This is a genomic window from Pedobacter sp. UC225_65 (genome assembly GCF_042698365.1).
Taxonomy (GTDB): domain Bacteria; phylum Bacteroidota; class Bacteroidia; order Sphingobacteriales; family Sphingobacteriaceae; genus Pedobacter.
Genome location: NZ_CP170550.1, coordinates 1,122,520 through 1,145,005 on the forward strand (window position 1 = coordinate 1,122,520; position 22,486 = coordinate 1,145,005).

General features: G+C 39.7%; 28 protein-coding genes, 1 tRNA gene and 1 pseudogene. 26 read left to right on the forward strand and 4 right to left on the reverse strand.

The genetic code is table 11. The features are described from left to right. Nucleotides 1-39 precede the first annotated feature (39 nt). The 10 genes from ACFJIZ_RS05855 to ACFJIZ_RS05900 all read left to right on the forward strand — a co-directional run bounded on the left by ACFJIZ_RS05855 (nucleotide 40) and on the right by ACFJIZ_RS05900 (nucleotide 7,615). Nucleotides 40-252 carry a hypothetical protein gene (locus ACFJIZ_RS05855; RefSeq protein ID WP_379091553.1) on the forward strand — a complete coding sequence of 71 codons (213 nt, stop codon included), beginning with the start codon at nucleotides 40-42 and terminating at the stop codon, nucleotides 250-252. After that, on the forward strand, nucleotides 216-506 hold the full coding sequence (locus tag ACFJIZ_RS05860; protein WP_379091554.1) for a hypothetical protein: 291 nt from the start codon (nucleotides 216-218) through the stop codon (nucleotides 504-506). The genes ACFJIZ_RS05855 and ACFJIZ_RS05860 overlap by 37 nt, the downstream gene beginning before the upstream one ends. Next, a complete protein-coding gene (locus ACFJIZ_RS05865) occupies nucleotides 506-919 on the forward strand; it encodes an SET domain-containing protein-lysine N-methyltransferase (protein WP_379091556.1) in 414 nt (137 codons plus the stop codon). Before ACFJIZ_RS05860 ends, ACFJIZ_RS05865 begins: the two co-directional genes overlap by 1 nt. Continuing rightward, entirely contained in the window at nucleotides 916-1,311 is a 396-nt protein-coding gene (locus ACFJIZ_RS05870) for an SET domain-containing protein-lysine N-methyltransferase (RefSeq protein ID WP_379091558.1), read from the forward strand. The genes ACFJIZ_RS05865 and ACFJIZ_RS05870 overlap by 4 nt, the downstream gene beginning before the upstream one ends. Before the next feature lie 89 nt (nucleotides 1,312-1,400). After that, nucleotides 1,401-1,532, forward strand: coding sequence for a hypothetical protein (locus ACFJIZ_RS05875; RefSeq protein ID WP_379091560.1), 132 nt, complete (start codon nucleotides 1,401-1,403; stop codon nucleotides 1,530-1,532). Between the two features lie 840 nt (nucleotides 1,533-2,372). Continuing rightward, nucleotides 2,373-3,215 carry a helix-turn-helix domain-containing protein gene (locus ACFJIZ_RS05880; RefSeq protein WP_379091562.1) on the forward strand — a complete coding sequence of 281 codons (843 nt, stop codon included), beginning with the start codon at nucleotides 2,373-2,375 and terminating at the stop codon, nucleotides 3,213-3,215. A 71-nt stretch (nucleotides 3,216-3,286) separates the two neighbouring features. Further along, the gene (locus ACFJIZ_RS05885; protein WP_379091564.1) at nucleotides 3,287-4,534 is read left to right on the forward strand and encodes a hypothetical protein; all 1,248 of its coding nucleotides are present in this window, start codon (nucleotides 3,287-3,289) and stop codon (nucleotides 4,532-4,534) included. Between the two features lie 5 nt (nucleotides 4,535-4,539). Continuing rightward, nucleotides 4,540-5,682 carry a S41 family peptidase gene (locus ACFJIZ_RS05890; RefSeq protein WP_379091566.1) on the forward strand — a complete coding sequence of 381 codons (1,143 nt, stop codon included), beginning with the start codon at nucleotides 4,540-4,542 and terminating at the stop codon, nucleotides 5,680-5,682. Between the two features lie 245 nt (nucleotides 5,683-5,927). Next, nucleotides 5,928-6,059, forward strand: coding sequence for a hypothetical protein (locus ACFJIZ_RS05895; protein WP_379091568.1), 132 nt, complete (start codon nucleotides 5,928-5,930; stop codon nucleotides 6,057-6,059). A 77-nt stretch (nucleotides 6,060-6,136) separates the two neighbouring features. Next, nucleotides 6,137-7,615 carry a serine hydrolase gene (locus tag ACFJIZ_RS05900; RefSeq protein ID WP_379091570.1) on the forward strand — a complete coding sequence of 493 codons (1,479 nt, stop codon included), beginning with the start codon at nucleotides 6,137-6,139 and terminating at the stop codon, nucleotides 7,613-7,615. Nucleotides 7,616-7,991: 376 nt separating this feature from the next. Here ACFJIZ_RS05900 and ACFJIZ_RS05905 read toward each other — a convergent pair. Next, nucleotides 7,992-8,064, reverse strand: a tRNA-Lys gene (locus ACFJIZ_RS05905). Between the two features lie 170 nt (nucleotides 8,065-8,234). After that, nucleotides 8,235-9,095: an AraC family transcriptional regulator gene (locus ACFJIZ_RS05910; RefSeq protein ID WP_379091572.1), complete on the reverse strand. Its 861-nt coding sequence runs from the start codon at nucleotides 9,093-9,095 to the stop codon at nucleotides 8,235-8,237. A 193-nt stretch (nucleotides 9,096-9,288) separates the two neighbouring features. On the opposite strand from ACFJIZ_RS05910, the gene ACFJIZ_RS05915 reads away from it, so the two are divergent. The 15 genes and pseudogenes from ACFJIZ_RS05915 (at nucleotide 9,289) to ACFJIZ_RS05985 (ending at nucleotide 19,440) form a co-directional block, all read left to right on the forward strand. Further along, a complete protein-coding gene (locus ACFJIZ_RS05915; protein ID WP_379091574.1) occupies nucleotides 9,289-10,158 on the forward strand; it encodes a sugar MFS transporter in 870 nt (289 codons plus the stop codon). Further along, nucleotides 10,152-10,568 (forward strand): hypothetical protein, encoded by a 417-nt coding sequence (locus tag ACFJIZ_RS05920; protein WP_379091576.1) that lies wholly within the window; start codon nucleotides 10,152-10,154, stop codon nucleotides 10,566-10,568. The genes ACFJIZ_RS05915 and ACFJIZ_RS05920 overlap by 7 nt, the downstream gene beginning before the upstream one ends. A 1-nt stretch (nucleotide 10,569) precedes the next feature. Beyond that, nucleotides 10,570-12,205: pseudogene (locus ACFJIZ_RS05925) on the forward strand (UxaA family hydrolase). A gap of 113 nt (nucleotides 12,206-12,318) precedes the next feature. After that, the gene (locus tag ACFJIZ_RS05930; RefSeq protein WP_379091578.1) at nucleotides 12,319-13,083 is read left to right on the forward strand and encodes an SDR family NAD(P)-dependent oxidoreductase; all 765 of its coding nucleotides are present in this window, start codon (nucleotides 12,319-12,321) and stop codon (nucleotides 13,081-13,083) included. 3 nt (nucleotides 13,084-13,086) lie between these two features. Continuing rightward, nucleotides 13,087-13,920: an alpha-L-fucosidase gene (locus tag ACFJIZ_RS05935; protein WP_379091580.1), complete on the forward strand. Its 834-nt coding sequence runs from the start codon at nucleotides 13,087-13,089 to the stop codon at nucleotides 13,918-13,920. A gap of 25 nt (nucleotides 13,921-13,945) precedes the next feature. After that, on the forward strand, nucleotides 13,946-14,275 hold the full coding sequence (locus ACFJIZ_RS05940; RefSeq protein ID WP_379091582.1) for an alpha-L-fucosidase: 330 nt from the start codon (nucleotides 13,946-13,948) through the stop codon (nucleotides 14,273-14,275). Beyond that, nucleotides 14,244-14,396 (forward strand): hypothetical protein, encoded by a 153-nt coding sequence (locus ACFJIZ_RS05945; RefSeq protein WP_379091584.1) that lies wholly within the window; start codon nucleotides 14,244-14,246, stop codon nucleotides 14,394-14,396. Before ACFJIZ_RS05940 ends, ACFJIZ_RS05945 begins: the two co-directional genes overlap by 32 nt. A gap of 33 nt (nucleotides 14,397-14,429) precedes the next feature. Next, nucleotides 14,430-15,287 carry a fumarylacetoacetate hydrolase family protein gene (locus ACFJIZ_RS05950; RefSeq protein ID WP_379091586.1) on the forward strand — a complete coding sequence of 286 codons (858 nt, stop codon included), beginning with the start codon at nucleotides 14,430-14,432 and terminating at the stop codon, nucleotides 15,285-15,287. A gap of 18 nt (nucleotides 15,288-15,305) precedes the next feature. After that, entirely contained in the window at nucleotides 15,306-15,635 is a 330-nt protein-coding gene (locus ACFJIZ_RS05955; RefSeq protein ID WP_379091588.1) for an L-rhamnose mutarotase, read from the forward strand. Then, nucleotides 15,632-16,453: an amidohydrolase family protein gene (locus tag ACFJIZ_RS05960; protein WP_379091591.1), complete on the forward strand. Its 822-nt coding sequence runs from the start codon at nucleotides 15,632-15,634 to the stop codon at nucleotides 16,451-16,453. Before ACFJIZ_RS05955 ends, ACFJIZ_RS05960 begins: the two co-directional genes overlap by 4 nt. A 16-nt stretch (nucleotides 16,454-16,469) precedes the next feature. After that, nucleotides 16,470-17,252: an SDR family oxidoreductase gene (locus ACFJIZ_RS05965; RefSeq protein WP_379091593.1), complete on the forward strand. Its 783-nt coding sequence runs from the start codon at nucleotides 16,470-16,472 to the stop codon at nucleotides 17,250-17,252. Between the two features lie 31 nt (nucleotides 17,253-17,283). Then, nucleotides 17,284-17,757 (forward strand): hypothetical protein, encoded by a 474-nt coding sequence (locus ACFJIZ_RS05970; protein ID WP_379091595.1) that lies wholly within the window; start codon nucleotides 17,284-17,286, stop codon nucleotides 17,755-17,757. A gap of 8 nt (nucleotides 17,758-17,765) precedes the next feature. Next, the gene (locus ACFJIZ_RS05975) at nucleotides 17,766-17,942 is read left to right on the forward strand and encodes a hypothetical protein (RefSeq protein WP_379093903.1); all 177 of its coding nucleotides are present in this window, start codon (nucleotides 17,766-17,768) and stop codon (nucleotides 17,940-17,942) included. Then, on the forward strand, nucleotides 17,906-18,529 hold the full coding sequence (locus tag ACFJIZ_RS05980) for a glycoside hydrolase family 3 N-terminal domain-containing protein (protein WP_379093906.1): 624 nt from the start codon (nucleotides 17,906-17,908) through the stop codon (nucleotides 18,527-18,529). Before ACFJIZ_RS05975 ends, ACFJIZ_RS05980 begins: the two co-directional genes overlap by 37 nt. After that, entirely contained in the window at nucleotides 18,484-19,440 is a 957-nt protein-coding gene (locus ACFJIZ_RS05985; protein WP_379091596.1) for a glycoside hydrolase family 3 C-terminal domain-containing protein, read from the forward strand. The genes ACFJIZ_RS05980 and ACFJIZ_RS05985 overlap by 46 nt, the downstream gene beginning before the upstream one ends. A 252-nt stretch (nucleotides 19,441-19,692) precedes the next feature. Here the strand turns inward: ACFJIZ_RS05985 and ACFJIZ_RS05990 are convergent, their stop codons facing one another. Both ACFJIZ_RS05990 and ACFJIZ_RS05995 read right to left on the reverse strand, forming a co-directional pair. Then, the gene (locus tag ACFJIZ_RS05990) at nucleotides 19,693-20,409 is read right to left on the reverse strand and encodes an OPT/YSL family transporter (RefSeq protein WP_379091597.1); all 717 of its coding nucleotides are present in this window, start codon (nucleotides 20,407-20,409) and stop codon (nucleotides 19,693-19,695) included. Then, the gene (locus ACFJIZ_RS05995; RefSeq protein WP_379091598.1) at nucleotides 20,354-21,751 is read right to left on the reverse strand and encodes an OPT family oligopeptide transporter; all 1,398 of its coding nucleotides are present in this window, start codon (nucleotides 21,749-21,751) and stop codon (nucleotides 20,354-20,356) included. The genes ACFJIZ_RS05990 and ACFJIZ_RS05995 overlap by 56 nt, the downstream gene beginning before the upstream one ends. Before the next feature lie 120 nt (nucleotides 21,752-21,871). On the opposite strand from ACFJIZ_RS05995, the gene ACFJIZ_RS06000 reads away from it, so the two are divergent. Further along, nucleotides 21,872-22,369, forward strand: coding sequence for a D-glycero-alpha-D-manno-heptose-1,7-bisphosphate 7-phosphatase (locus ACFJIZ_RS06000; protein WP_379091599.1), 498 nt, complete (start codon nucleotides 21,872-21,874; stop codon nucleotides 22,367-22,369). Nucleotides 22,370-22,486 lie beyond the last annotated feature (117 nt).

Here is a 22,486-nt window from a genome sequence, read left to right on the forward strand (position 1 = left end):
ACCCTACGAATTAAGTTTTACCCATTAATCAAAAATGTCATGAAAAAAATCTTTTCCATTTTAGGCTCATTGTTATTGGTAACGGCAGTGAAAGCACAAACAGTAGTTAAAAAAGAAACCGTAAATCCAGGTAGTAGCCAAACGACTGGCAGTGCTACGCCATTAAAAGACCCCAAGGCGGACCGTGTTGATCCAAAAAAGAAGCGGAGGCCAAGTTGGCGGCAGAAAGAGCCGCTAAGGATGCAAAAATAGCGCAACAGAATGATCCAAAGGCGATGCCATTAAAAGATCCCAAGGCAGACCGTGTTGATCCAAAAAAAGAAGCAGAGGCCAAGCTGGCAGCAGAAAGAGCAGCTAAGGATGCAAAAATAGCGCAACATGCAGACTCAAAGACCATACCTGCCAAGGACCCGAAGGCTGCCTATACTGACCCTAAAAAGGAAGCAGAGCAAAAAGCTGCTGCAGAAAGAGCAGCTAAAGAGGTTAAGCTATTGCACAAAGGCTAATGTTATTCAATAAAAATATTGATCAGCCACAACATATTGAAGTAAAGGAAAGCCTGCTTCATGGTCGCGGTGTATTTGCCAAAAGCAGAATAAGGAACGGGCAGCTGATCGAACAGGCTCCTGTTATTTTCTTATCGAACGAAGAAAAAGAAACCTTAAGGTTTACTAAACTTTATCATTATTATTTTTTGTTAGGCAATGCCGAACAACAGGCTACATTTAGTTTTGGCTATGCTTCTTTTTACAACCATTCGTCAGAAGCCAATGCCTTTTACACATTTTCGCGAAAGAGAAATACCCTTAATGTTTATGCCTATCAAAATATAGAAGCGGGTAGTGAGATTACCATCAACTATAATGGTATGCCTAACGATAAAGGCGAAGTTTATTTTCCCAACTCGGACCAGCTATGAAGAAAAAACTGTATTTAAAAACCGTAAAAGGAAAAGGCAGGGGTGTTTTTTGTACGGCAACTATTGCTAAGGGAGAAGTGATAGAAGTTTGTCCTGTTATTGTGGTCTCAGCAGAAGAATTTACAGCATTAAATGCCACTGCCCTGATGGATTATAGTTTCTATTTCGACAAAACAGAAAATACATTGTCATTAACTATGGGTTTTGGTTCCATGTATAACCACATGCAATATCCCAATGCCGTGTATATCCTCGATAGGGAAGAAAGACAAATGGTATTTACTGCGCATGAAAATATTAAGGCACATACAGAAATATGCATCAATTATGGAGGTGAATATGGTAAAGATTATAATAAATGGTTTGTAGACAGAGGGATATATCCAATTTAGTCTAAAAATCATCTTTTTTAATGATTGACCTGCGCGTGCATTCGGCCTAATTTTAGGAGAAGAAAGCAAATCACTAAAAAATTAAAACCATGAAAAAAGTAATTTTGATCTTTTTCCTCACCATTGGTGTAGGAGGGATAGCGCAAGCACAGATTTTGGGTAAGCTCAAAGAAAAAACGAAAGCAGCCGTAGGAAGCTCAGTAAGATCGATCTACCGATAAAGTGGTAGACAAGGCTGTAAATAAAACTGCAGATCGTGTTACAGACAAAGTATTAAACAAAGCCAGTGAAAAACTGAATAATCTATTTAAAAAGAAAAATAAGAAACGTACTGATACCATTCCGTCCTCAGTTCCCGATTCGAGTAAAACGGCAATCATACCCAAAAATCAGAACAAATAAGTTTACTTTATATGTTAATCTTGCTCTGGTAAATTATTGGCTAGCTAAATTCAAAGCTTGTTTTTAAGTTTCTGATATAGGTTAATTATTCTTTAAAAATTTTAGATAAATGCCCAATTTCAATCAATTCATCCATAAAATGGTTCGAATTACACATCGTTACTGATCCCAAGTTTAGCAATACTTATAATTTTTCACATTTGCCAACTTTTTGTTCTAATATAATATGGTCAAGGTTCCCTTTATGAAAATCAGTATAATTTTGAAGTGTAATTTATATTAACCCTTTTCTTTCCAAATCCTCAATAATAGGCTCAATAAACAATAAAAATCGACTCAAATGTTTATCGTATTCTCGCTGATTGGTACAACCGGACTTTGAACACTTCAAAGTCCGGTTTTTATGTCAAATCGATGTTTTAAACTATTCCAACCTTGTCCAATGTGTCCTTACTATTGGGCAATCTGGTAAGGGGGAATAGGAGAATAGTTCTGAATTTGGCTTATTTTTTCTTGCCCACCTCTACTACACGCATATGATAAATGGTACGTCCTAACTTTATGGAATTAGGCTCTTTACAATAAATAAGTTTTATATACTTTGGAATTACTTATATTTTGTACTATTACAAGATTTATGTCAACATTGATTTAACCGCATGCATACAACGATTATAAATGCACAAAATCCCTTACTTAAAGATTTTATTCAATCCTATATTTTCTTTGATATCAATGGTCACCAGCCTGTCGAATACACAACATTTCCTAATACCAACCTTTGCCTGGCTTTATACAAAAATAATCAAATCAATTATTTAAGTGATGAGTATAACAATCGGTGCAGCGTTACGTACAGTGAAAAATATTTCCAAAGTCGCCTTTATGCCTTTCATCAAAGACCCTTTGAAGTCAATATTAATTCCGCTGTCGACCAAGTGTGTATCTTGTTTTATCCAGGAGCCTTAAGGGCATTTACCGGAGAAGCCTATCAATCAATTCTTGATACTGATCATGCATTTGAGGTAATCTTTCCCATGTGTGCTGGTTTCCTTTCAAGGTTATTCAATGAAGAAAGCATTTCTAAAAGAGTGTCTTTAATTGAAGGTCTGTTACTCGAGAAACTTACAAGAAAACCTAATTCAAGGATAATTGAATCGCTATTACTCATTAGTGCAAATGGAAAAAACGAATTTAGAGTGGAGCAATTGGCCAACAAAATGATGATGAACACATCAACATTGTATCGTTTGTTCTCTTCAGAATTAGGTATCAGCCCTAAAGCCTTTTTACAGACCTCGCGTTTCCGTGATGCATTAGGTCAATTGATATCGGCAAAATATGTAAATTTGAATGACGTTGCAAATGAAAATAACTACTACGATCTTTCACATTTTACCAAAGAAATCAAAAGCTTATCTGGCAAGTCTCCCAAAATCCTAAAAAAAGAAATATCGGTTGAGCAAAGCCAACTTGCATGGATTTATTATGGTGAAAAATAAAAACATCTGCAAGATTTTTACAATTTTTCCATTTCTGTACTTGTTAGTTTTGCTAACTAAGTATCAGACAAATGAATCTTAAATATTATTATCCGAAATTTATTTTTGCGGCAGTTATTGCAATAATCTATTTTACTTATTCTGGAAATATAGTTCTGGCTCAAAATAGTGCCGGACTAAATCTTAAAGATTCCCTTCAGGTTAAAAGGATTGCAGACCTTGGCAGGGTTTGGGGAGTGATCAACTATTTTCATCCTGAAGCTGGAAAGGGAAAATTAAATATCGACAGTTTGCTGCTACAAAACATAGCACCATTGATCTCTGGAGGTTCTTCCCTAGAATTTAGAACAGCATTAAATGCCATGTTAAAAAAATTGAACGATCCAGATACGAAAATTTTAGAACTTCAGGATATCCGAGAGCAAACCAGACATTATCCTTTAAAGACTAATTTCTATAAAACAAAACTAAAGGGAAGTGTTTCTTATCTGGCGGTGCCACAACAAGTATTCGAGAAGTCTTTTACGTTAGATTCTGCCTTGAATTTTAAGGAATTGCCAGGACGTTATGTAATAGACCTTAGAAACAGTGAGGAAAATAATCAACTTGGTATCAAACAATATACCCAATTTGTTCAGCCACTTTTAGCCGCTCTGATACAACAGGTTATGATATTGCCAACAGAACGCAGTTTTTATTATAAGGGATTGATGCGACAGGATTTTCCAAGCGACATTAATATATTACCAACTAATGTAAATGGTAAAATAAATGGCCACCTTCAGGTATTTCATGGCATAAGAAACATCTCACAAGGAAGTTATCTATTCCCTAAACGAAGTGATAAAATTGCTTCGGGAGCTAGAATTTGTTTCTTGGTGAACCAGTTTACAAACATCAATTCGATAAAAGCAATTATGGCTTTGCGTAATCGAAATCAATGCAAAGTAGTCTTTGACGGACCATTACCTGCTTATTTAACTGGAGACTTTTTCGAAATGACTGTGGCTGATGGTATCCGCTTAAAAATTAGGACTTCTGAAGTGATTTATGAGGATGGTACTATCGGAAAGAAGCCTGATGTAATTCTAGAGGGCAAAATAAGTTCAACTCACGATATTGATCCCGTACTATTAGGAGCTCAACTGATCAAATTAGCTGAAAAACTTCAGAAAAAAACGGCTCAGGAAAATACAGTGTACATTAGAAAACCCCAAGATCCTATGCTACTATCGGATTTCCAAATGCAAACTACCGCTTGCTTGGTCTATTCAATTTTTGGAATGCCGTACAGTATTTCTCTCCAAATAAGAAATTGATTGCTATGGATTGGGAAAATGCACTTTCTTACTTCATTCCTAAGTTTATAAATGCAAATACTGAAAATGATTATTTTCTTTCGCTCATGGAGCTCACGGCATCATTAAAAGATGGCCATAGTTTACTGATCAACAGAAAGACAGGTGTATCTCCAAATGGATTTTTTGATGGTAATCTGCCGATTGTAGCTTCTCCGTTAAATGGAAAATTATTTATTACCTCCATACTTCCAGACACTACGCAGGCTGGAATGCTTAATAAATTGGAGTTGGGCGACGAGATCATTAGCGTGGATGGGACCAATATTAAAGATCTTAGAACTTACTGGGAGCGATATCTTGTTGCTTCCAACAATGCTGGGTTCGAGAGAGAATACTATGCAACCTGGTTTGCCTCAGGAGCTGTTGGCAGTAGTTCGAATATACTAATAAGTAGAAATGGGACTGAACACGACATTTTACTCAAAAGAATTAAGAGAAATGACTATTATAATCTCCGAGGTAAAGTTGTTAGAAAAGTGGTTATTCCGCCGACCTATCCTCCTTATTGTAGGATATTGGACGGAAATATCGGTTATCTACGAATGAACCGATTATTTGTAAAAGAGTTGGATAGTTTAGCCAACATGCTGAAAGATTGTAAAAAAATTATTATTGATGCGAGGGGTTATCCAAGGGATGGTAAAATTGGAACTGAATTAGCTGGATACATTGCCGAAAAACAGTATATGGTAGCTTACAACGAGTTCCCATTTGTAACCAGCCCAGACCATAAGAAAAATAGCATTGTTACCGATTATGAGATTATTGTTCCCAATAAAAATAAGGTACTTAAAGGTAAAAAGTATTTTGTTCTGGTAGATGAGGGAAACCAAAGTCAGGGAGAATGGAACATCATTGCAATACAGGGTGTTACGAATGCTACAACAATTGGAACCACGACAGCTGGAACAAATGGAATGGCAGTAACGATTAATCTTCCAGGTGACTATTTTTCTTTCTTTTCCGGCTTTGCTGAATATTACCCCGATCATACGCCCAATCAGAAATTAGGTGTTAAAATTGATATCACAGTTCAAATAACACTTAAAGGAATGATTGAAGGCAAGGATGAAATTATGGAAAAAGCCTTGCAGGTAATCAAATAATAAGATAATCATACGCAGGAAATCGCTTTACGGAAATTTGCTGACGTAGTGCTGGGATGATATAAGATGGAATCTCCATACTAACGTCCGTTTTTGAACTAGAGATGTGCGTTAACGGACAGATTGTTTTAAAGTTTTTTCTAACCATTTCATTTATAGTTAGTTGACATCTGTTATTTAGCTGGCATGGCTTTCGCAGGATTTCAAGCGCTGCCAATGCTTGAGCTGGTATTTTTGATGATTATATGGAAAGAATAGTTTTTGTGCTGCTGTCGTTCTTGGCCTTGAAGGTTTATGGACAGCATAATCCTGAGTTAAAACAACTGGCTTCGGCACAGCTTAGAGATGATTTTGACCTTTGCGCACTTGCTATTTGACAGACTGTTAAGTGCCAAATGGACCTTATCAGTTATCCATATGTTAATTAAAAAACATCAAATACATAAACTACATCATGAATTCAATTTATTACCGTTTACAAAAAACAATCAAGTCACTTTTATTTCTTGGCATCATACCCTTTTATCAAGTTTCTGCGCAGTCAAAAATAGATAGCATTAGTTCATTTCTAAATCGTGAAATGATCAAACGAAACATTCCAGGCCTACAGGTAGCCATTATTCGAAATGGACAAATGGAGATGGTAAAATCGTTTGGGTTAGCAAACATCGAAAACAGAGTGCCGGTAAATGACAGCACTATATTTTCAATCAATTCAGCTACAAAAGCCTTTACCGGAGTAGCGATCATGCAATTGGTTGAAAGGGGAAAGATTGATCTTCAGGCCCCGATATCCCGATATCTTGATAGCCTGCCTAGCAATTGGAGAGCTTTAAAAGTGCGACAACTCCTAACTCACACCTCTGGACTGCCAGATTTTATCGATACCAAAAAAGGTGGGAATGTTGGGGGGCTGCCGTATCCAGAAGCCCTAAAAGCCATCCGGGAATATCCGATGGAATTTGAAGCAGGAAAACAGATGAGATACAATCAGACAAATTACGTACTACTTGGTCATATTATCGAAAAGCTGAGCGGGAAACCCTTTGAACAGTTTATCAAGTCCCAGCAATTTGATCCCGCAGGCATGAAGAAAACAGGCTTTGGCGATTCACGTGATGTTTATATGGACAAGGCGCCTACCTACAGGCTTTCCAAAACAACAGAGGGTAACTTTATAAAAGGAAAGACATTCGAACGCACCTGGGAGGAATTTCGGGAGCTTCGTTCCACAGCTGGTATAAATAGTTCAGCGGCTGAGCTCGCCAAGTGGATAATCGCTTTACAAAATGGGACTTTACTCAAACCACAGTCTTTGATAATGATGTGGGAGGCGGGAAAACTAAACAATGGTGATTATTCTGGATGGGCACAAGGCTGGGTGGCCCGTAGAAATACGGCACCTCGTGCAGTTGCTGGTATTGGTGGTGCACGTTCTTGGTTTTATGTTTACCCAGACCACAACCTTACGGTGATTATCCTAACAAACCTTTCCACGAACCAACCGGAAGATTTGGCTCCAGAAGTAGCGGGGTTTTATTATCCAGAACTGAAATCCATTAATGGCGGCAGTTTGCCAGAAACAGTTTTACCATTGAGAACACTATTGGAGAAAGAAGGATATACCAAGGCGATTGCCCTAAGTGAGCGAATTAAAAAGCGGGACGGCAAATTTTACCTTTCTCAAAAAGACCTGACCAACTGGGCCTACTATTTGCTGCTCATCCAGCATGAGAATAAAAAGGCTCTGGAAATTTTCAAACTATATATATACCTATACCCAACTGATGTAGATGCGCATGAGGGTTTGGCAGAAACATACGAGGCAAACGGAGATTTTAAAAATGCAATTAATACCTACAAAAAAGTTTTGGAGATAGAACCTAAGAATACAAATGCTAATAAAAAACTTAATGCTCTGCAAAACAAATAGGGCGAACATACCGATTAATGCTGAAAGAGAGGGTATTTCAGGAAATGGGCAATCTGTTTCTATGTAGTTATATTTAGATAGAATCATGGGCATGTAAAAGAAAGTTAGCAAGCCAATCAAAAGAACGCCTATTTATTAATGTCCAAACATTAGCAGCAGCAAATAATTAAATAGAGAAAATTGATCAGATATTGGCATAGATTTAAAATAACATATTCGAAGTATTTTTCGTTACTATAGGAAGATGATTATGTACAATTCGGTGAGTCAATTTTAACTATTTTGCCTTACTCACCAAAGTTTTGTGAGTTCATGCGAATTTTGGCAATTCCCTAAAACAAAAAACCTCCAAGCTTGAGGCTTGAAGGTTGTCTTGTGATCCCGCTGGGATTCGAACCCAGGACCACTACATTAAAAGTGTAATGCTCTACCAGCTGAGCTACGGAATCAACTTTGAATAAACGTTTAACCGTTTGTTTTAAAGTGGTGCAAATATAGGGTTATGCTCCTTTCAATGCAAGATTTTTTTTCGCGCATTGCGTACCCTGCTGATTTATAAGGGAATTAATTATAAAATCGTTAATTACAGGTTAAAAAATAGACCAAAAACAATACTGGTTTAATCTACAACATACGATTTTTGGTATTGCAAAGGACTTTTGCCCGTAATGCTTTTAAAGTATTGATGGAAACTGGCAAAATTATAGAAACCACTTTCGTAACACACTTGCTTTACGTTCATATCTCCTTCTATCAACAATTTGCAGGCATGGCTTACCCTGATCTCATTTAAAAAAGTAGAGTAGGTCTTTTTGCTCCTCGATTTAAAATATTTGCAAAAAGAATTGGTACTGATTCCTGCAATGGCGGCAATGGTAGTCAAACTGATTTTTTCTTTAAAGTTGGCAATGGTATATTCGTATATGGCATGGATCCTATCTTTCTCTAAAGCCTGAAAATGATACTTGAAACCTATAGAAACCAAGCTTTTCTTTTCTTTACAGTTTTGGATAGCAAGCAGGGCTTCCATTAAACAGATGATTTTTCTGCTGCCATTGCTGGCAACTACTTGACTGACCAGTTGGGCAATGACCTGTCTTTCTTCGCCCAATACCTGGATACCTAGCTTGGCCTGCTGTAAAATAGTCAACAGTTCCTTGTTTTCTGGCAGCTGCAGAAAATCACTTCCCCAAAAGTCTTCCTTAAAATGTACCACTTTTACATCTACTTCATTGGCTGTTTCGGCAGTAGCATCAAAACGCCAATAATGGGGTACATTACTGCCTACCAACATCACATCACCATCTTTAAAGGTTTGGATACTATCTCCAATAAATTGCATCCCACTTCCTTTTTCAAAATAGATCAGTTCTACCTCAGGGTGGTAATGCCAATGGCTATTTACATCGGCTATACAATCCCTACGGGCACTAAAAGAATGGATAAGGTCGGTAGCAACCTTTAACAGCTGGGGTTTCAAGATGAAGTCAATTAGTTAAACTTATAGTCAATTTTAAAATAAATTTAAGTAGAATAATACAATATCCCTTAATATTTAGACAAAATCTTTAAATGAAGTGTAAGGCCCATTCATTTTATTTGTATTGGAAAGGGGGTGCTAACTAATCTAAAAACTTGTATCTTTTATCCAATCTAACCAAACCGACCTAGCCATGATGAACCCTACCAAAGGTAAAAGCTACCGCTTTGCCTTGATCTTAGTAACCAGTCTCTTTTTTTTCTGGGGATTTGTGCACAACCTTGATCCTATTTTGATTCCTCATTTACGTAAGGCTTTTTTGCTGAACGACTTCGAGTCATCATTGGTAGATTCTGCTGTTTTTATTGCCTATTTTGTAATGGCTTTACCAGCGGGGTTCATCATGCGCCGGTATGGTTATAAATCGGGCATTATTATTGGCCTTTTGCTTTTTGGCTTAGGGTCTATTCTTTTTGTGCCCGCTGCAAATACTTTACAGTACGCCTTTTTTTTAGGTGCATTGTTTATTATTGCCTGTGGGTTAACCTTTTTAGAAACAGCAGCAAACCCTTATGTTACCGTTTTGGGTCCACCAGAAACCGCTACCCAACGCATCAATTTCTCACAATCGTTTAATGGTTTAGCTGCTTTTGTGGCACCTAATTATATTGGAAAATTGATTCTTTCGGGTAAGGAATTAACAAAGGCACAACAAGAAGCCATGTCGCCAGCACAATTAAATGCGTATCTGAGCAATGAGGCAGCAAGTGTAAAAGCACCTTACTTTATTTTAGGAGTCATTATCTTGATTGTAGCAGTGATATTTTACTTTACTAAACTACCCGACATCAAACATGAAGAAGAAGGGGAAACAGGAAGCGCAAGCTTTTCAGGCACGTTGAGTTCCATCAAGTTAAGATGGGGCATTGTTGCACAGTTCTTTTATGTAGGCGCACAGGTGTGTGTGGGTAGTTTTTTTATCAGAATGTGCACACATGCAGCAGGTATGGACGAAAAATCGGCAACTACTTACCTCGGATCTATGGATTGGCCTTTATGCTAGGACGTTTTTTCGGCACCTTTTTAATGCGTTACATCAATCCACGAAAACTTTTGATCAGTTATGCGATCATCTGTTCCATCTTTACTGTCGTAGCCATTTTTGCATCGGGCCTATTGGTGGTATATCTGCTGATCGGAATTGCTTTTTTCATGAGTATCATGTTCCCTACCATCTTTTCTATAGGTATCGAGGGTTTGGGCCACAATACCAAAATCGGTTCGTCGCTAATTGTAATGTCTATTGTTGGCGGTGCTGCTTTGCCACCTGTTTTAGGTCTCATTTCAGATTCCACACAAAACATCCAATATGGTTATATCGTACCTCTGGTTTGCTTTCTGGTTGTGTTCATGTTTGGCATCAACAACATCAAAACAAAAAGCAAATCGGATCAAACCTTGGCCAATGTATAAAATGAAACACCGGGTTTTAAAGATCAATCCAAAAGACAACGTATTGGTAGCCCTAAGCAATCTGGAAAAGGGTGATACCATCATGTTTGAAAACCAGAGTTATCTTTTACAAGAAGACATTCCGGCCAAGCATAAATTTTTTATGCAGAACATGCTACAGGGTGATGAGATCATCATGTATGGCGTTTTGGTGGGTAAAACACAGTTCAATGTAGCCAAAGGCAGCAGGATGACAGTAACAAATACCAAACACGCTGCAGAACCTTATGCTTACCGCAAAATTGATTACCATTGGTCGGCACCAGATGTAACTCCATTTGCCAACCGCACCTTTAAGGGTTATCACCGTAGCAATGGTGAAGTAGGCACGGCCAATTATTGGTTGTTTATTCCTACCGTTTTTTGCGAAAACCGTAACCTCGACATGATCAAAGAAGCCTTGCACAACGAATTGGGTTATGCCGTAGGCGATAAATACAAAAGCTATACCCATAACTTGGTTACAGCTTTTAAAAATAAAACCGACCTGAACGATCTGCCCTCAAGTACCATTAAAACAGAAAACAGATTATTTAAAAATGTAGATGGAATCAAATTCTTGAACCATCAAGGTGGCTGTGGAGGCACACGACAAGATTCAGAAACACTCAGTAAACTTTTGGCAGCTTATGCCGACCATCCAAATGTGGCAGGCGTTACGCTGTTGAGCTTGGGTTGTCAGCACTTGCAGATTGCCGATTTTAAAAAGGATCTGGCAGCCCGTAATCCAAATTTCGATAAACCTTTATTGATTTTTGAACAACAGACGGCACAAAGCGAAGAACAATTGATCAAAGCTGCCATTTACGAAACCTTTAATGGTTTAATAGCCATTAACCAGACGGAGCGCCAACCTGCACCTTTAAGCAAGCTTTGTGTAGGTGTAAAATGTGGGGGTAGCGATGGTTTTAGCGGTATTTCTGCCAATCCGGCTGTGGGGCATGCCGCTGATCTATTGGTGGCTTTAGGCGCAAAGGTGTTGTTGGCCGAATTTCCAGAACTCTGTGGTGTAGAACAAGAATTGATCGATCGTTGCGAAACAGAAACAGCTGCACGCAAATTTATCCAATTGATGACGGCTTACGATGAACTGGCCCACCAGATGGGCTCTGGTTTCCACATGAACCCTTCGCCAGGCAACATCAAAGATGGTTTGATTGACCGATGCCATCAAATCGGCCGGAGCAGCAAAAAAAGCAGGTGCCGCACCAGTTGTAGATGTATTGGATTATACCGAAGCCGCTACTAAAGCTGGTCTGAGCTTGGTATGTACACCAGGAAATGATGTAGAAGCCACTACTGGCAAAGCAGCAGCGGGAGCCACACTGATCTTGTTTACTACAGGCTTAGGAACCCCTACAGGCAACCCGGTATGCCCAACCATCAAAGTCGCCACCAATACCCAATTGGCACTTCGGATGGCAGATATCATCGATATAGATACAGGTCCAATCATTGCAGGAGAAAAAACAATAGCAGAAATGGGAGCAGATATTCTAGAATATTGCATACGTGTGGCCAGTGGCGATGAAATACCCAAAGCTGTGCAACTTAACCAAGATGATTTTATACCATGGAAACGAGGTGTAAGCCTTTAGCAGCCCACTAAAACCAACCAACTAATAACTAACAAACGAGGAACCAACCAACTAAAAAACTGTCTTTATACTTTGGTCTTAATACTTTGGTCTTAATACTTAATACTTGAAAAATGTTCAACCTACAATATAAAAAAGCAGTAGTTACCGGGGGTGGTAGCGGCATAGGTCAGGCCATTGCCATAGTCTTGGCCAAAAATGGCGCTGAAGTACATATCTTAGAACTCGACGCCCAAAATGCAGCAACAACCATTTCTATCATCGAAACCAATGGGGGCAAGGCCTTTGCCTACAGTTGTAATGTAGCTGAGCAAGAAGTTGTCGAAAACGTCTTTTCGCAAATTGGCGCCATCCATATCTTGGTCAATAATGCTGGTGTCGCCCATGTAGGTAAGGTAGAGACCACTGTAGAAGATGATTTTGATCGTTTAATGGCCGTAAACGTAAAAGGAGTTTACAACTGTATCAAAGCGGCTATTCCACAATTGCGCAAAAGCAAAGGTGGTGTGATCATCAACATGGCTTCGATTGCCGCATTGGTAGGTTTGGCCGATCGTTTTGCCTATTCAACCACCAAAGGTGCGGTAAAAGCAATGACCATGAGCGTAGCCAAGGATTACCTGCACGAAAATATCCGTTGCAACTCCATTTCGCCAGCACGTGTACATACGCCATTTGTGGATGGTTTTATTGCAAAGAACTATCCTGATCAAAAAGTAGAAATATTCGAAAAGCTATCCAAGTCACAACCAATAGGCCGGATGGCCCAACCAGAAGAAATAGGACATTTGGCCTTGTATTTATGTAGCGACGAAGCTTCGTTCATTACAGGTGTCGATTACCCAATTGATGGCGGATTTACCACCCTAAACAACTAAACTATGAAAAGAATTTTAATCATTTGTCTACTGGCTTTAACTGCACAAAACCTACAGGCACAATACAGCCCAACCAAAGAGAATCTGGCCGCCAGAAAAGAGTTTGATGCCATGCGTTTTGGGCTCTTTATCCATTGGGGACTTTTTAGTATTCCCGGAAGCGGCGAATGGGTAATGAATAACCGCGATATAAAGGTGAAAGATTATACCATTTTAAAGGATTCTTTCAATCCTACAGCTTTTAATGCGGCAGCATATGTCGACCTAGCCAAAAAAGCAGGAATGAAATACATTACGCTCATTACGCGCCACCACGATGGCTTTAGCCTATGGGACACCAAGTATTCTGATTTTAATATCATGAATACCCCCTACAAAAAGGACATTGTGAAACTCATTGCAGACGAATGCCATAAACAAAACATCAAACTATTTTTATATTACTCTTTATTAGATTGGCGCAGGGAAGATTACCCGCACGAAACAGGGCGAACTGGGCAAAAAACAGGCAGGACTGGAAAAGGAGATTATCCCGCTTACCTGCAGTTTATGAAAAACCAATTGACCGAACTGTTGACGAATTATGGCAAGATTGCAGGCATCTGGCTTGATGGTCATTGGGATCAAACGCCACCAGAGGGCGAAAAGGATAGGACATCACGCATTGATTGGAAATATGATGAATTGTATGGATTGATCCACAAACTCAAACCTTGGGCATTGATTGGCAACAACCACCATCTGAGTCCGATTGCTGGTGAAGATTTTCAGATGTTTGAAAGAGACCTGCCAGGAGAAAACAAAGGTGGACTGAGCTTTCAGCAACCATCAGATTGATCTACCCGTAGAAACTTGCGAAACCATGAATGAGTCTTGGGGTTATAACCGTACCGACAATAAATACAAATCGGCAAAGCAGGTGATCCATTATCTGGTCAATGCTGCAGGACGAAATGCCAACCTTTTGCTCAATGTAGGGCCTATGCCAAATGGCCAAATCCAAAAAGAATTTGTAGACACCTTAGTTGCAACAGGCAAATGGATGGATAAATACAGCGAAACCATTTATGGCACTACAGGCAATATAATCAAACCACAGCCATGGGGACTCATTACCCGAAAAGACAAGATTTTATATGTACATATCTTAAATGATACAGGTGCAGACCAGATTGATTTTACCAGATTTTAATCCTAAAATTAAAAATGCGGTTACATTTGATAGTGGAACAAAAATTCAATACAAACAAGAAACAGATGGTTTGCACTTGTGGGTTAAAAAAGAACCAGAAATGATAGACAAGATCGATTAAATTAGAACTACAATAAACAAAAAAAAGATAGAGATGAAACTGATTAGATTTGGCGAAATAGGAAAAGAAAAACCGGGCGTAATGATCAACAACGAATATTTTGATGTATCAACACTGGTAACAGACTATAACGAAGCATTTTTTGAAAATGATGGGCTGAACAAACTGCAACAGCAACTGAAAGATGCCAATCTGCAAAAAGTAGACCCTCAGGTACGCTTGGGATCTCCTGTAGCCAGACCTTCTAAACTACTTTGTATTGGATTGAACTACCTAGACCATGCCAAAGAAACCAATGCACCCATCCCTAAAGAGCCTATTCTATTCTTTAAATCTACCACGGCCATTGTTGGTCCAAATGATCATCTTGTTATTCCAAAAAATAGTATCAAAACCGATTGGGAGGTAGAACTGGCCATTGTGATCGGTAAAAAAGCATCTTACATTACAGCAGAAGAAGCTGAAGACTATATTGCAGGTTATTGTTTGCATAACGATTACAGTGAACGCGAGTTTCAGTTAGAGCGCAATGGGCAATGGGCAAAAGGCAAAGGTTGTGATACTTTTGCGCCGCTGGGCCCTTTTATGGCTACCAAAGACGAAATTGCAGACGTTCATAACCTTCGCCTGTGGTTAAGTGTAAACGGTAAGGTGATGCAAGATGGCAATACCGCTAATTTTATCTTCAATGTACCTACCATGGTTGCTTACCTCAGTCAGTTTATGACTTTGTTGCCTGGTGATGTAATCTCTACAGGTACGCCAGCAGGAGTGGGCTTGGGCCAAAAACCAGAACCTTGGTACCTTAAACCAGGCGATGTGATTGAATTGGGTATTGATGGTTTAGGAAGCAGTAAACAAACTGCAAAAGCTTACCAACCTTTACATTAGCTTAAAAAATAACCAAAGATGAAAAGATATTGTTTGGCCCTTGATCTAAAAGACAATCCAGAATTGATTGCCACCTATGAGGATTACCATAAAGCCGTATGGCCCGAAATTTTGGAAAGTATACGAACATCCGGTATTATTGACCTGAGCATTTACCGTACAGGCAATAGACTAATGATGATCATGGAAGTGGCCGACAATTTTTCTTTTGCCGATAAGGCCAAGGCAGATAACGAAAACCCAAAAGTACAAGAATGGGAAACTTTGATGTGGCAATACCAACAAGCGCTACCTTTTGCCCAACCGGGCGAGAAATGGGTATTGATGGATCAGATCTTTAAACTATGATAGACAGCCATCAACATTTTTGGCAATATGATCCGGTAAAAGATGCCTGGATCACCGATGAGATGGCTGTGATCAAACGTAGCTTTATGCCAACAGATCTGGATCCTATTTTGAAGGCCAATGGCGTACAAGGTTGTATAGCTGTACAAGCAGACCAAAGCGAAGCCGAAACCAACTTCTTGTTAAAGTTGGCACAACAAAACTCGTTTATCAAAGGTGTAGTGGGATGGGTAGACCTGCGCAACTCAAATCTTGACGAACGCCTACAACACTTTAGCCAGTTTAAACAATTGAAAGGTTGGCGACACCTTATCCAAGCAGAACCAGAGGGTTTTATGTTGCAAACTGATTTTTTGAATGGAATCAAAGCCTTAACAGCTTTTGGCTATACCTACGACATTTTGATCAAACAACAACAGCTGCCCGAAGCCATACAAATGGTAGCCGCCTGTGCCAACCAAGCTTTTGTGATAGACCACTGCGCCAAACCAGCCATTTCCAATGGAGAAATGGCCAATTGGAAAAGCCATATCCAAACCATGGCACAACATCCAAATGTGTATTGCAAACTATCGGGTCTGTTAACAGAAGCAGACTGGAAACATTGGGATGAGCAACAGTTATACAGCTACTTAGATGTAGTTGTTGAAAGTTTTGGTATAGCTCGATTAATGTTTGGTAGCGATTGGCCTGTAATTTTGTTGGCAGGCAGTTATAGCCAATGGAAAACCTTGTTGCAACGCTATGCGCAACAGTTCAGTTTGCAAGAACAACAACAGTTATTTAACGATAATGCCTTAAGATTTTATAAATTGTAACACCAAAGCTTAAAAGATGGATTTAAACCTAAGCAACAAGATCGTAATCGTTACGGGAGGCGCAAAAGGAATCGGTGCCGCTATAGTGAAGACATTGGCCATGGAGGGCGCATTACCAATCATTATTGGAAGAAACGAGACTGATAACCAACAATTGGCAATGGAAATCAATCAACTTGGTTTACAGGCAGCTTACGTAACTGCAGAATTGACCCAACCCGCAAACTGTAAAATGGTAATCGATACCGTAGTACAACGTTATGGAAAAATAGATGGTTTGATCAACAATGCTGGTGTTAACGATGGTGTAGGGCTTGAAAATGGCAACTACGACGATTTTATGGCCTCATTACATAAAAATGTAATCCATTATTACCTTTTGGCACATGATGCATTACCTGCACTAAAAGAAAGCAAGGGAGCCATCGTCAACATCAGCAGTAAAACCGCAGAAACAGGGCAGGGCGGAACCTCTGCCTATGCTGCTGCGAATGGTGCGCGTAATGCCTTGACCCGTGAATGGGCGGTAGAACTGTTACCATTCGGCATCCGTGTCAATGCTGTAGTCGTGGCCGAATCGTACACACCTTTATACCAAACCTGGATTGAAACCTTTGATCAGCCAGCAGAAAAGTTAAAAAGCATTACCGCTAAAATACCCCTAGAAAAAAGAATGACCACCACCCAAGAAATTGCTGATACCGTTGTTTTTCTATTGTCTGACCGCTCTAGTCACACTACCGGACAATTGATTCATGTAGATGGTGGTTATGTACACTTAGACAGAGCTTTATCTTAAAAAAATATCGTTATTTCATTTTGATAGATCAATGAAAAGAAACCTGATTCTACTGCTATTGATAGGTGCTGTTGCTCAGCTAAAAGCACAACAATTACCCTATCTTAATCCTAAACTACCATTGGAAACAAGGGTGCAAGACCTTTTAAAGCGAATGACATTAGAAGAAAAAGCATCGCAGATGAACAATGCTACTCCGGCCGTAGACCGTTTAAAGATACCCGCCTACGATTGGTGGAACGAAGCCCTACATGGTGTAGCCAGGGCAGGTTTGGCTACTTCTTTTCCACAGCCCATTGGCTTAGCGGCAACTTTTAACACTGCGGGCATGGCCACCATGGGTACCATGGTAAGTGATGAAGCAAGGGCCAAACACCATCAGTTTGTAAAAGAAGGCAACCGAAAAATATACACAGGTTTAACATTTTACTCACCAAACGTTAACATTTTCCGTGATCACGTTGGGGCCGTGGCCACGAAACTTTTGGTGAAGATCCTTATCTAACTGGTAAACTGGGTGTGGCTTTTGTAAAGAGCATGCAAGGCGATGATCCCCGATATTTCAAGACCATTACCACGGCCAAACATTTTGCCGTACACAGTGGCCCAGAACCTACACGACATGAATTTGATGCCAGGCCGATTAAAAAAATCTGTGGGAAACCTATCTACCCGCTTTTAAAATGTTGACACAAGAAGGCCATGTCTACTCATTTATGTGTGCCTATAACCGTTTATATGGCAAACCATGTTGCAGTGATGCTTTTTTACTGAACGATATCCTTCGCAACAAATGGGGTTTTAAAGGCTTTGTAGCTACAGATTGTGGTGCCGTTTACGATTTTTACATGTTCCATAAAACCGCTAAAGATAGTGTGGAAGGGGTAGCGCAAGCCATCAAGGCAGGTGCAGATAACCAATGTTATGGTTATGCAGAAGCGGTAATTCCTGCCATTAAACAAGGCTTATTGAAAGAAAGTGAATTGGATACCGCCGTTGCACGTTTGTTAAGGGCCAAGTTCAAATTGGGCGTATTTGATGCCGATGCTGATAATCCGTATTCAAAAATTCCTTATAGTGTGGTGAACAGTCAGGCACATCAAACACAGGCCCTGCAAATGGCAAGAGAATCCATTGTACTGTTAAAGAATTCAAAAAATACATTGCCTTTGCACAAACAGCTTAAAAATATAGCCGTAATTGGTCCGAATGCCAACGATGCCGAGTCTTATTGGGCAATTACAATGGAGACCCTCAACACATCGTTACGCCCTTAGAGGGTATCCAAAAGGCATTTGCACAGAGCACCATTAGCTATGCCAAGGGCTGTAATGTGATAGACACACCAAATTACAACCCGAAAAAGGATTTTGAGGCGGCTTTAAGCACTGCAGCAAAAGCTGAAGTCATCATATTTGTTGGAGGGATATCGCCTCGCTTAGAGGGCGAAGACCTTAAAGTAAAGGTACCTGGCTTTTTGGGTGGAGACAAAACAGACCTGAACCTGCCTACGGTGCAAACAGCTTTGTTAAAAGAGCTGAAAAAATTGGGCAAACCAATCGTACTCGTCTTGTTAAATGGTAGCGCTTTGGCGATCAATTGGGAAGAGGAAAACCTCGATGCCATTGTAGAAACCTGGTATGGTGGAGAAAGGGGTGGCGAGGCTTTGGCTGATGTATTGACCGGAAAATATAATCCTGCGGGCAGGTTACCTGTTACTTTTTACAGATCGATCAATGATATCCCTACTTTTGATGATTATAGCATGGTAGGAAAAACCTATCGTTATGTAAACAAACCTGTGCTTTATCCTTTTGGTTATGGTTTAAGTTATACAAATTTCAATTACAGTAACCTGCGACTATCCACAAATAAATTAGATAAAAACAACACTTTAAAGGTGAGTTTAACATTAATCAATACAGGAACTTACGATGGGGATGAAGTAGTACAACTTTATATCAAGCAAGAGGGTGAAGGAATGCCAATCAAAGAACTGAAAGGCTTTAAACGTGTGCATGTAAAAAAAGGCGAAAAGCGGGAAGTAAGTTTTGAATTAAAGGTTTCGGATATCCAACACTACAATGCTAAAATTGATGATCTGGCTACCGTTTCTGGCAAGGTTCAATTGATGATTGGTCCATCATCAGCCAAAGTAGCGCTGTTAGGTAGTTTTGACTTGAAATAACAATTCATCAACTGTCAGCTTGAGCCTGTGAAGACCTTATCAATAAACACTTCGACAAGCTCAGTGTGACAAAAAAAATATAAAACCTTACATTATGTGACCGCATCAATTGGCTTTTTTTGTCATTCTGAACGAAGTGAAGAATCTCTATTCAATGAATAAGATTCTTCGTTGCACTCAGAATGTAAATTAGCCTATAACTGTCAGTCTGGACCTGTCGAAGACAGCATCACAACTTATTTAAGACCAAGCCTAATCAATCTTGTCTTGTTTTTTGATACCAATATTGTACAGCACAAAGCCCATAAACAAGAAGAACAATACCCCTAAGATCTGGTAACCACCATCACCAAACCAACTGGTAAACAAAGGTTCGATGTTTACTTTGCTCAAATTGTCCCTTACAGCAGGGATAACCATTAAAATAGCCACAATTACACCCGCAATAGCACCTCCAGCTACCAAACCTGTAGCAAATAGGTTTCCAGGTGCAATCTCTTCCTCCTCGGCAGATTTAGCTTTCTGTTTTTCGCGCCAGTTGACCAAACCTTTAATGGCCCCACCTGCAAAGATCGGCAGGGTAGTAGACAAAGGCAAATAAGCACCTACAGCAAACGAAAGCGCATTGATGCCACACAACTCAATGGTGATGGCAATAAACACACCAACCAATACATATTGCCAATCTAGGTTAAAAGAAAGCATTCCTTTGATCAAGGTGGCCATTAAGGTAGCTTGTGGCGCTGCATAAGTTTCTGTACCAATGGCATGGTGAATACCTTGTTTCACCATTTCGGCAGTTGGCGTGTCCAATATCCTCACGGTAAGACCAATCACGATAGAAGAAACAATTGCACCTATAAATAAAGCGATTTGCTGATACTTTGGTGTAGCCCCAATCAGATAGCCAGTTTTAAGATCTTGTGATGTTGCACCTGCATTTGCAGCAGCGATACAGATTGATCCCACCTACCACCAAGGCCATAGGTTCGTAAACTTTACCCGTCCATCCAACGGCGATGAAAACCAAACAAGTACCCATAATGGTTGCAATGGTCATCCCAGAAATGGGATTGTTGCTCGAACCGATCAAACCAACAATACGGCTCGAAACCGTAACGAAAAATGCACCGAAGACAATCACCAATACACCAATCAATAATTTGTTAATGATGCTATCACCAGGAATTTGAGGAAGGATGGCCATTAAAAAGATCAACACCAAACTACCGATACCTACCAATTTAATAGAAAGGTCTCTATCTGTACGTTTAGTAACACCACCAGCTTTACCTTCTTTGATTGAGCTTACACTCTCTTTAAAAGATGAAATGATTGTTGGAATAGTCTTTAACAAAGTAATAAAACCACCAGCAGCAACGGCACCAGCACCAATCTGTTTCACAAAAGCCTGATAGATTGCCCTAGGATAATCGGCAAAGGTTAGGGTAGTTGGATCCCAGTTCCCTGCACCACCAGGTTTGGTGATATCGGCAAGCAACCCCAGTTTGACCAATTGTTTGGCCGCTACCAATGGGTCGATCAAAGTAGACAATAAAGGGATCAAGGCCAACCAGGCCAATACGCCCCCTGCAACCAAAACACCTGCGATCTTCGGACCAATAATATACCCCACACCCATATATTCAGGTGTAATCTCGCCACTGATCTGCGCAGAAGGCAAAAACTTGTTGGCCTGTTTACTGGCCCAAGTAGGAGCTTCGGCCACTACATGAAATACTTTTTGCATCATGGCATAAACCAAAGAAAATCCTAGGCCCCAAAATGCTGTTTTGGCAAAATTTCCACCTTTTTCGCCAGCTTGTAAAACCGATGCACAGGCCGTACCTTCAGGATATGGGAGATTTTCGTGTTCTTTTACAATCAACGACCTACGTAGGGGAATCATCATCAGTGTACCCAAGATACCACCTAAAATGGCCAAGATCAAAATCGTCATATAATTAAAAAAGGCTTCGCCAGAACTTTGCCCTCCAATACCTGTACTCAAGAAAAGAAATCCGGGAAGCGTAAATACCACACCAGCGGCAATCGATTCGCCAGCCGAACCCGTGGTCTGAATAATATTGTTTTCTAAAATGGTAGTCTTAAAGAATTTCTTACCCAATGTAATTGCCAATACTGCAATAGGAATGGAGGCCGATACTGTTAAACCTGCCTTTAAAGCCAGGTAAACTGTGGCTGCTCCAAAAATAATCCCCGCAATACAACCTAATAAAATAGATTTAATGGTAAACTCTGCAACATTGCTTTCTGCAGGTACAAAAGGCTTAAATTCTTCTTTACTCATCTGATTGAAATTAAAGTCTTAAAGTTAATTTATTTTGCGCAGTAGGCAAGGATTAAATTCCATAAGGCCAAGCTTCCATTTTTTACGAGGAGAGGTAAATGAAAATCCTATATTTGCCAGATGAAGAACAAGGCTATATTTTTAGATAGGGATGGCGTATTGAACCACGAAATCTATGATTACATCTGTAGGGTAGAAGACTTTGAAGTATTGCACTATCAGATACCGCCACTGAAACGCCTTTACGATGAAGGTTACTTGTTGATCATCATTACCAACCAAGGGGGCATTGCCTTAAAACGTTATACAGAAGAAGGTTTAGCCGTAATGCATCAGATCTTATTTGAGGCATTTGAGAAACAGGGTGCAAAGATTACACATGCCTACCATTGCCCACATCACCCAACGGTAAGTGAGCCCTGCAACTGTAGAAAACCTTTGTCTGGCATGTTGTTGGAAGCCATTGCTACTTATGATATTGACCCTGCCTTATCTGTAATGATAGGTGATAAGCCAAGAGACGTTGAAGCTGCCAATGGTGCTGGTGTAAAAGCCATATTGATTGAACCTGACCAACAAATCGACTACGACCAGGTGAAAGCCGTATTAGCAGGTTAATTTAACTCTTCTAAAATACCTGACCACATCTTAATACTTTTGCATTTCATACTAAAACGAACCAACCAAAACAAAAAAAGCCCCGAAATAATCGGGGCTTTTTAGTTATAATAGAAT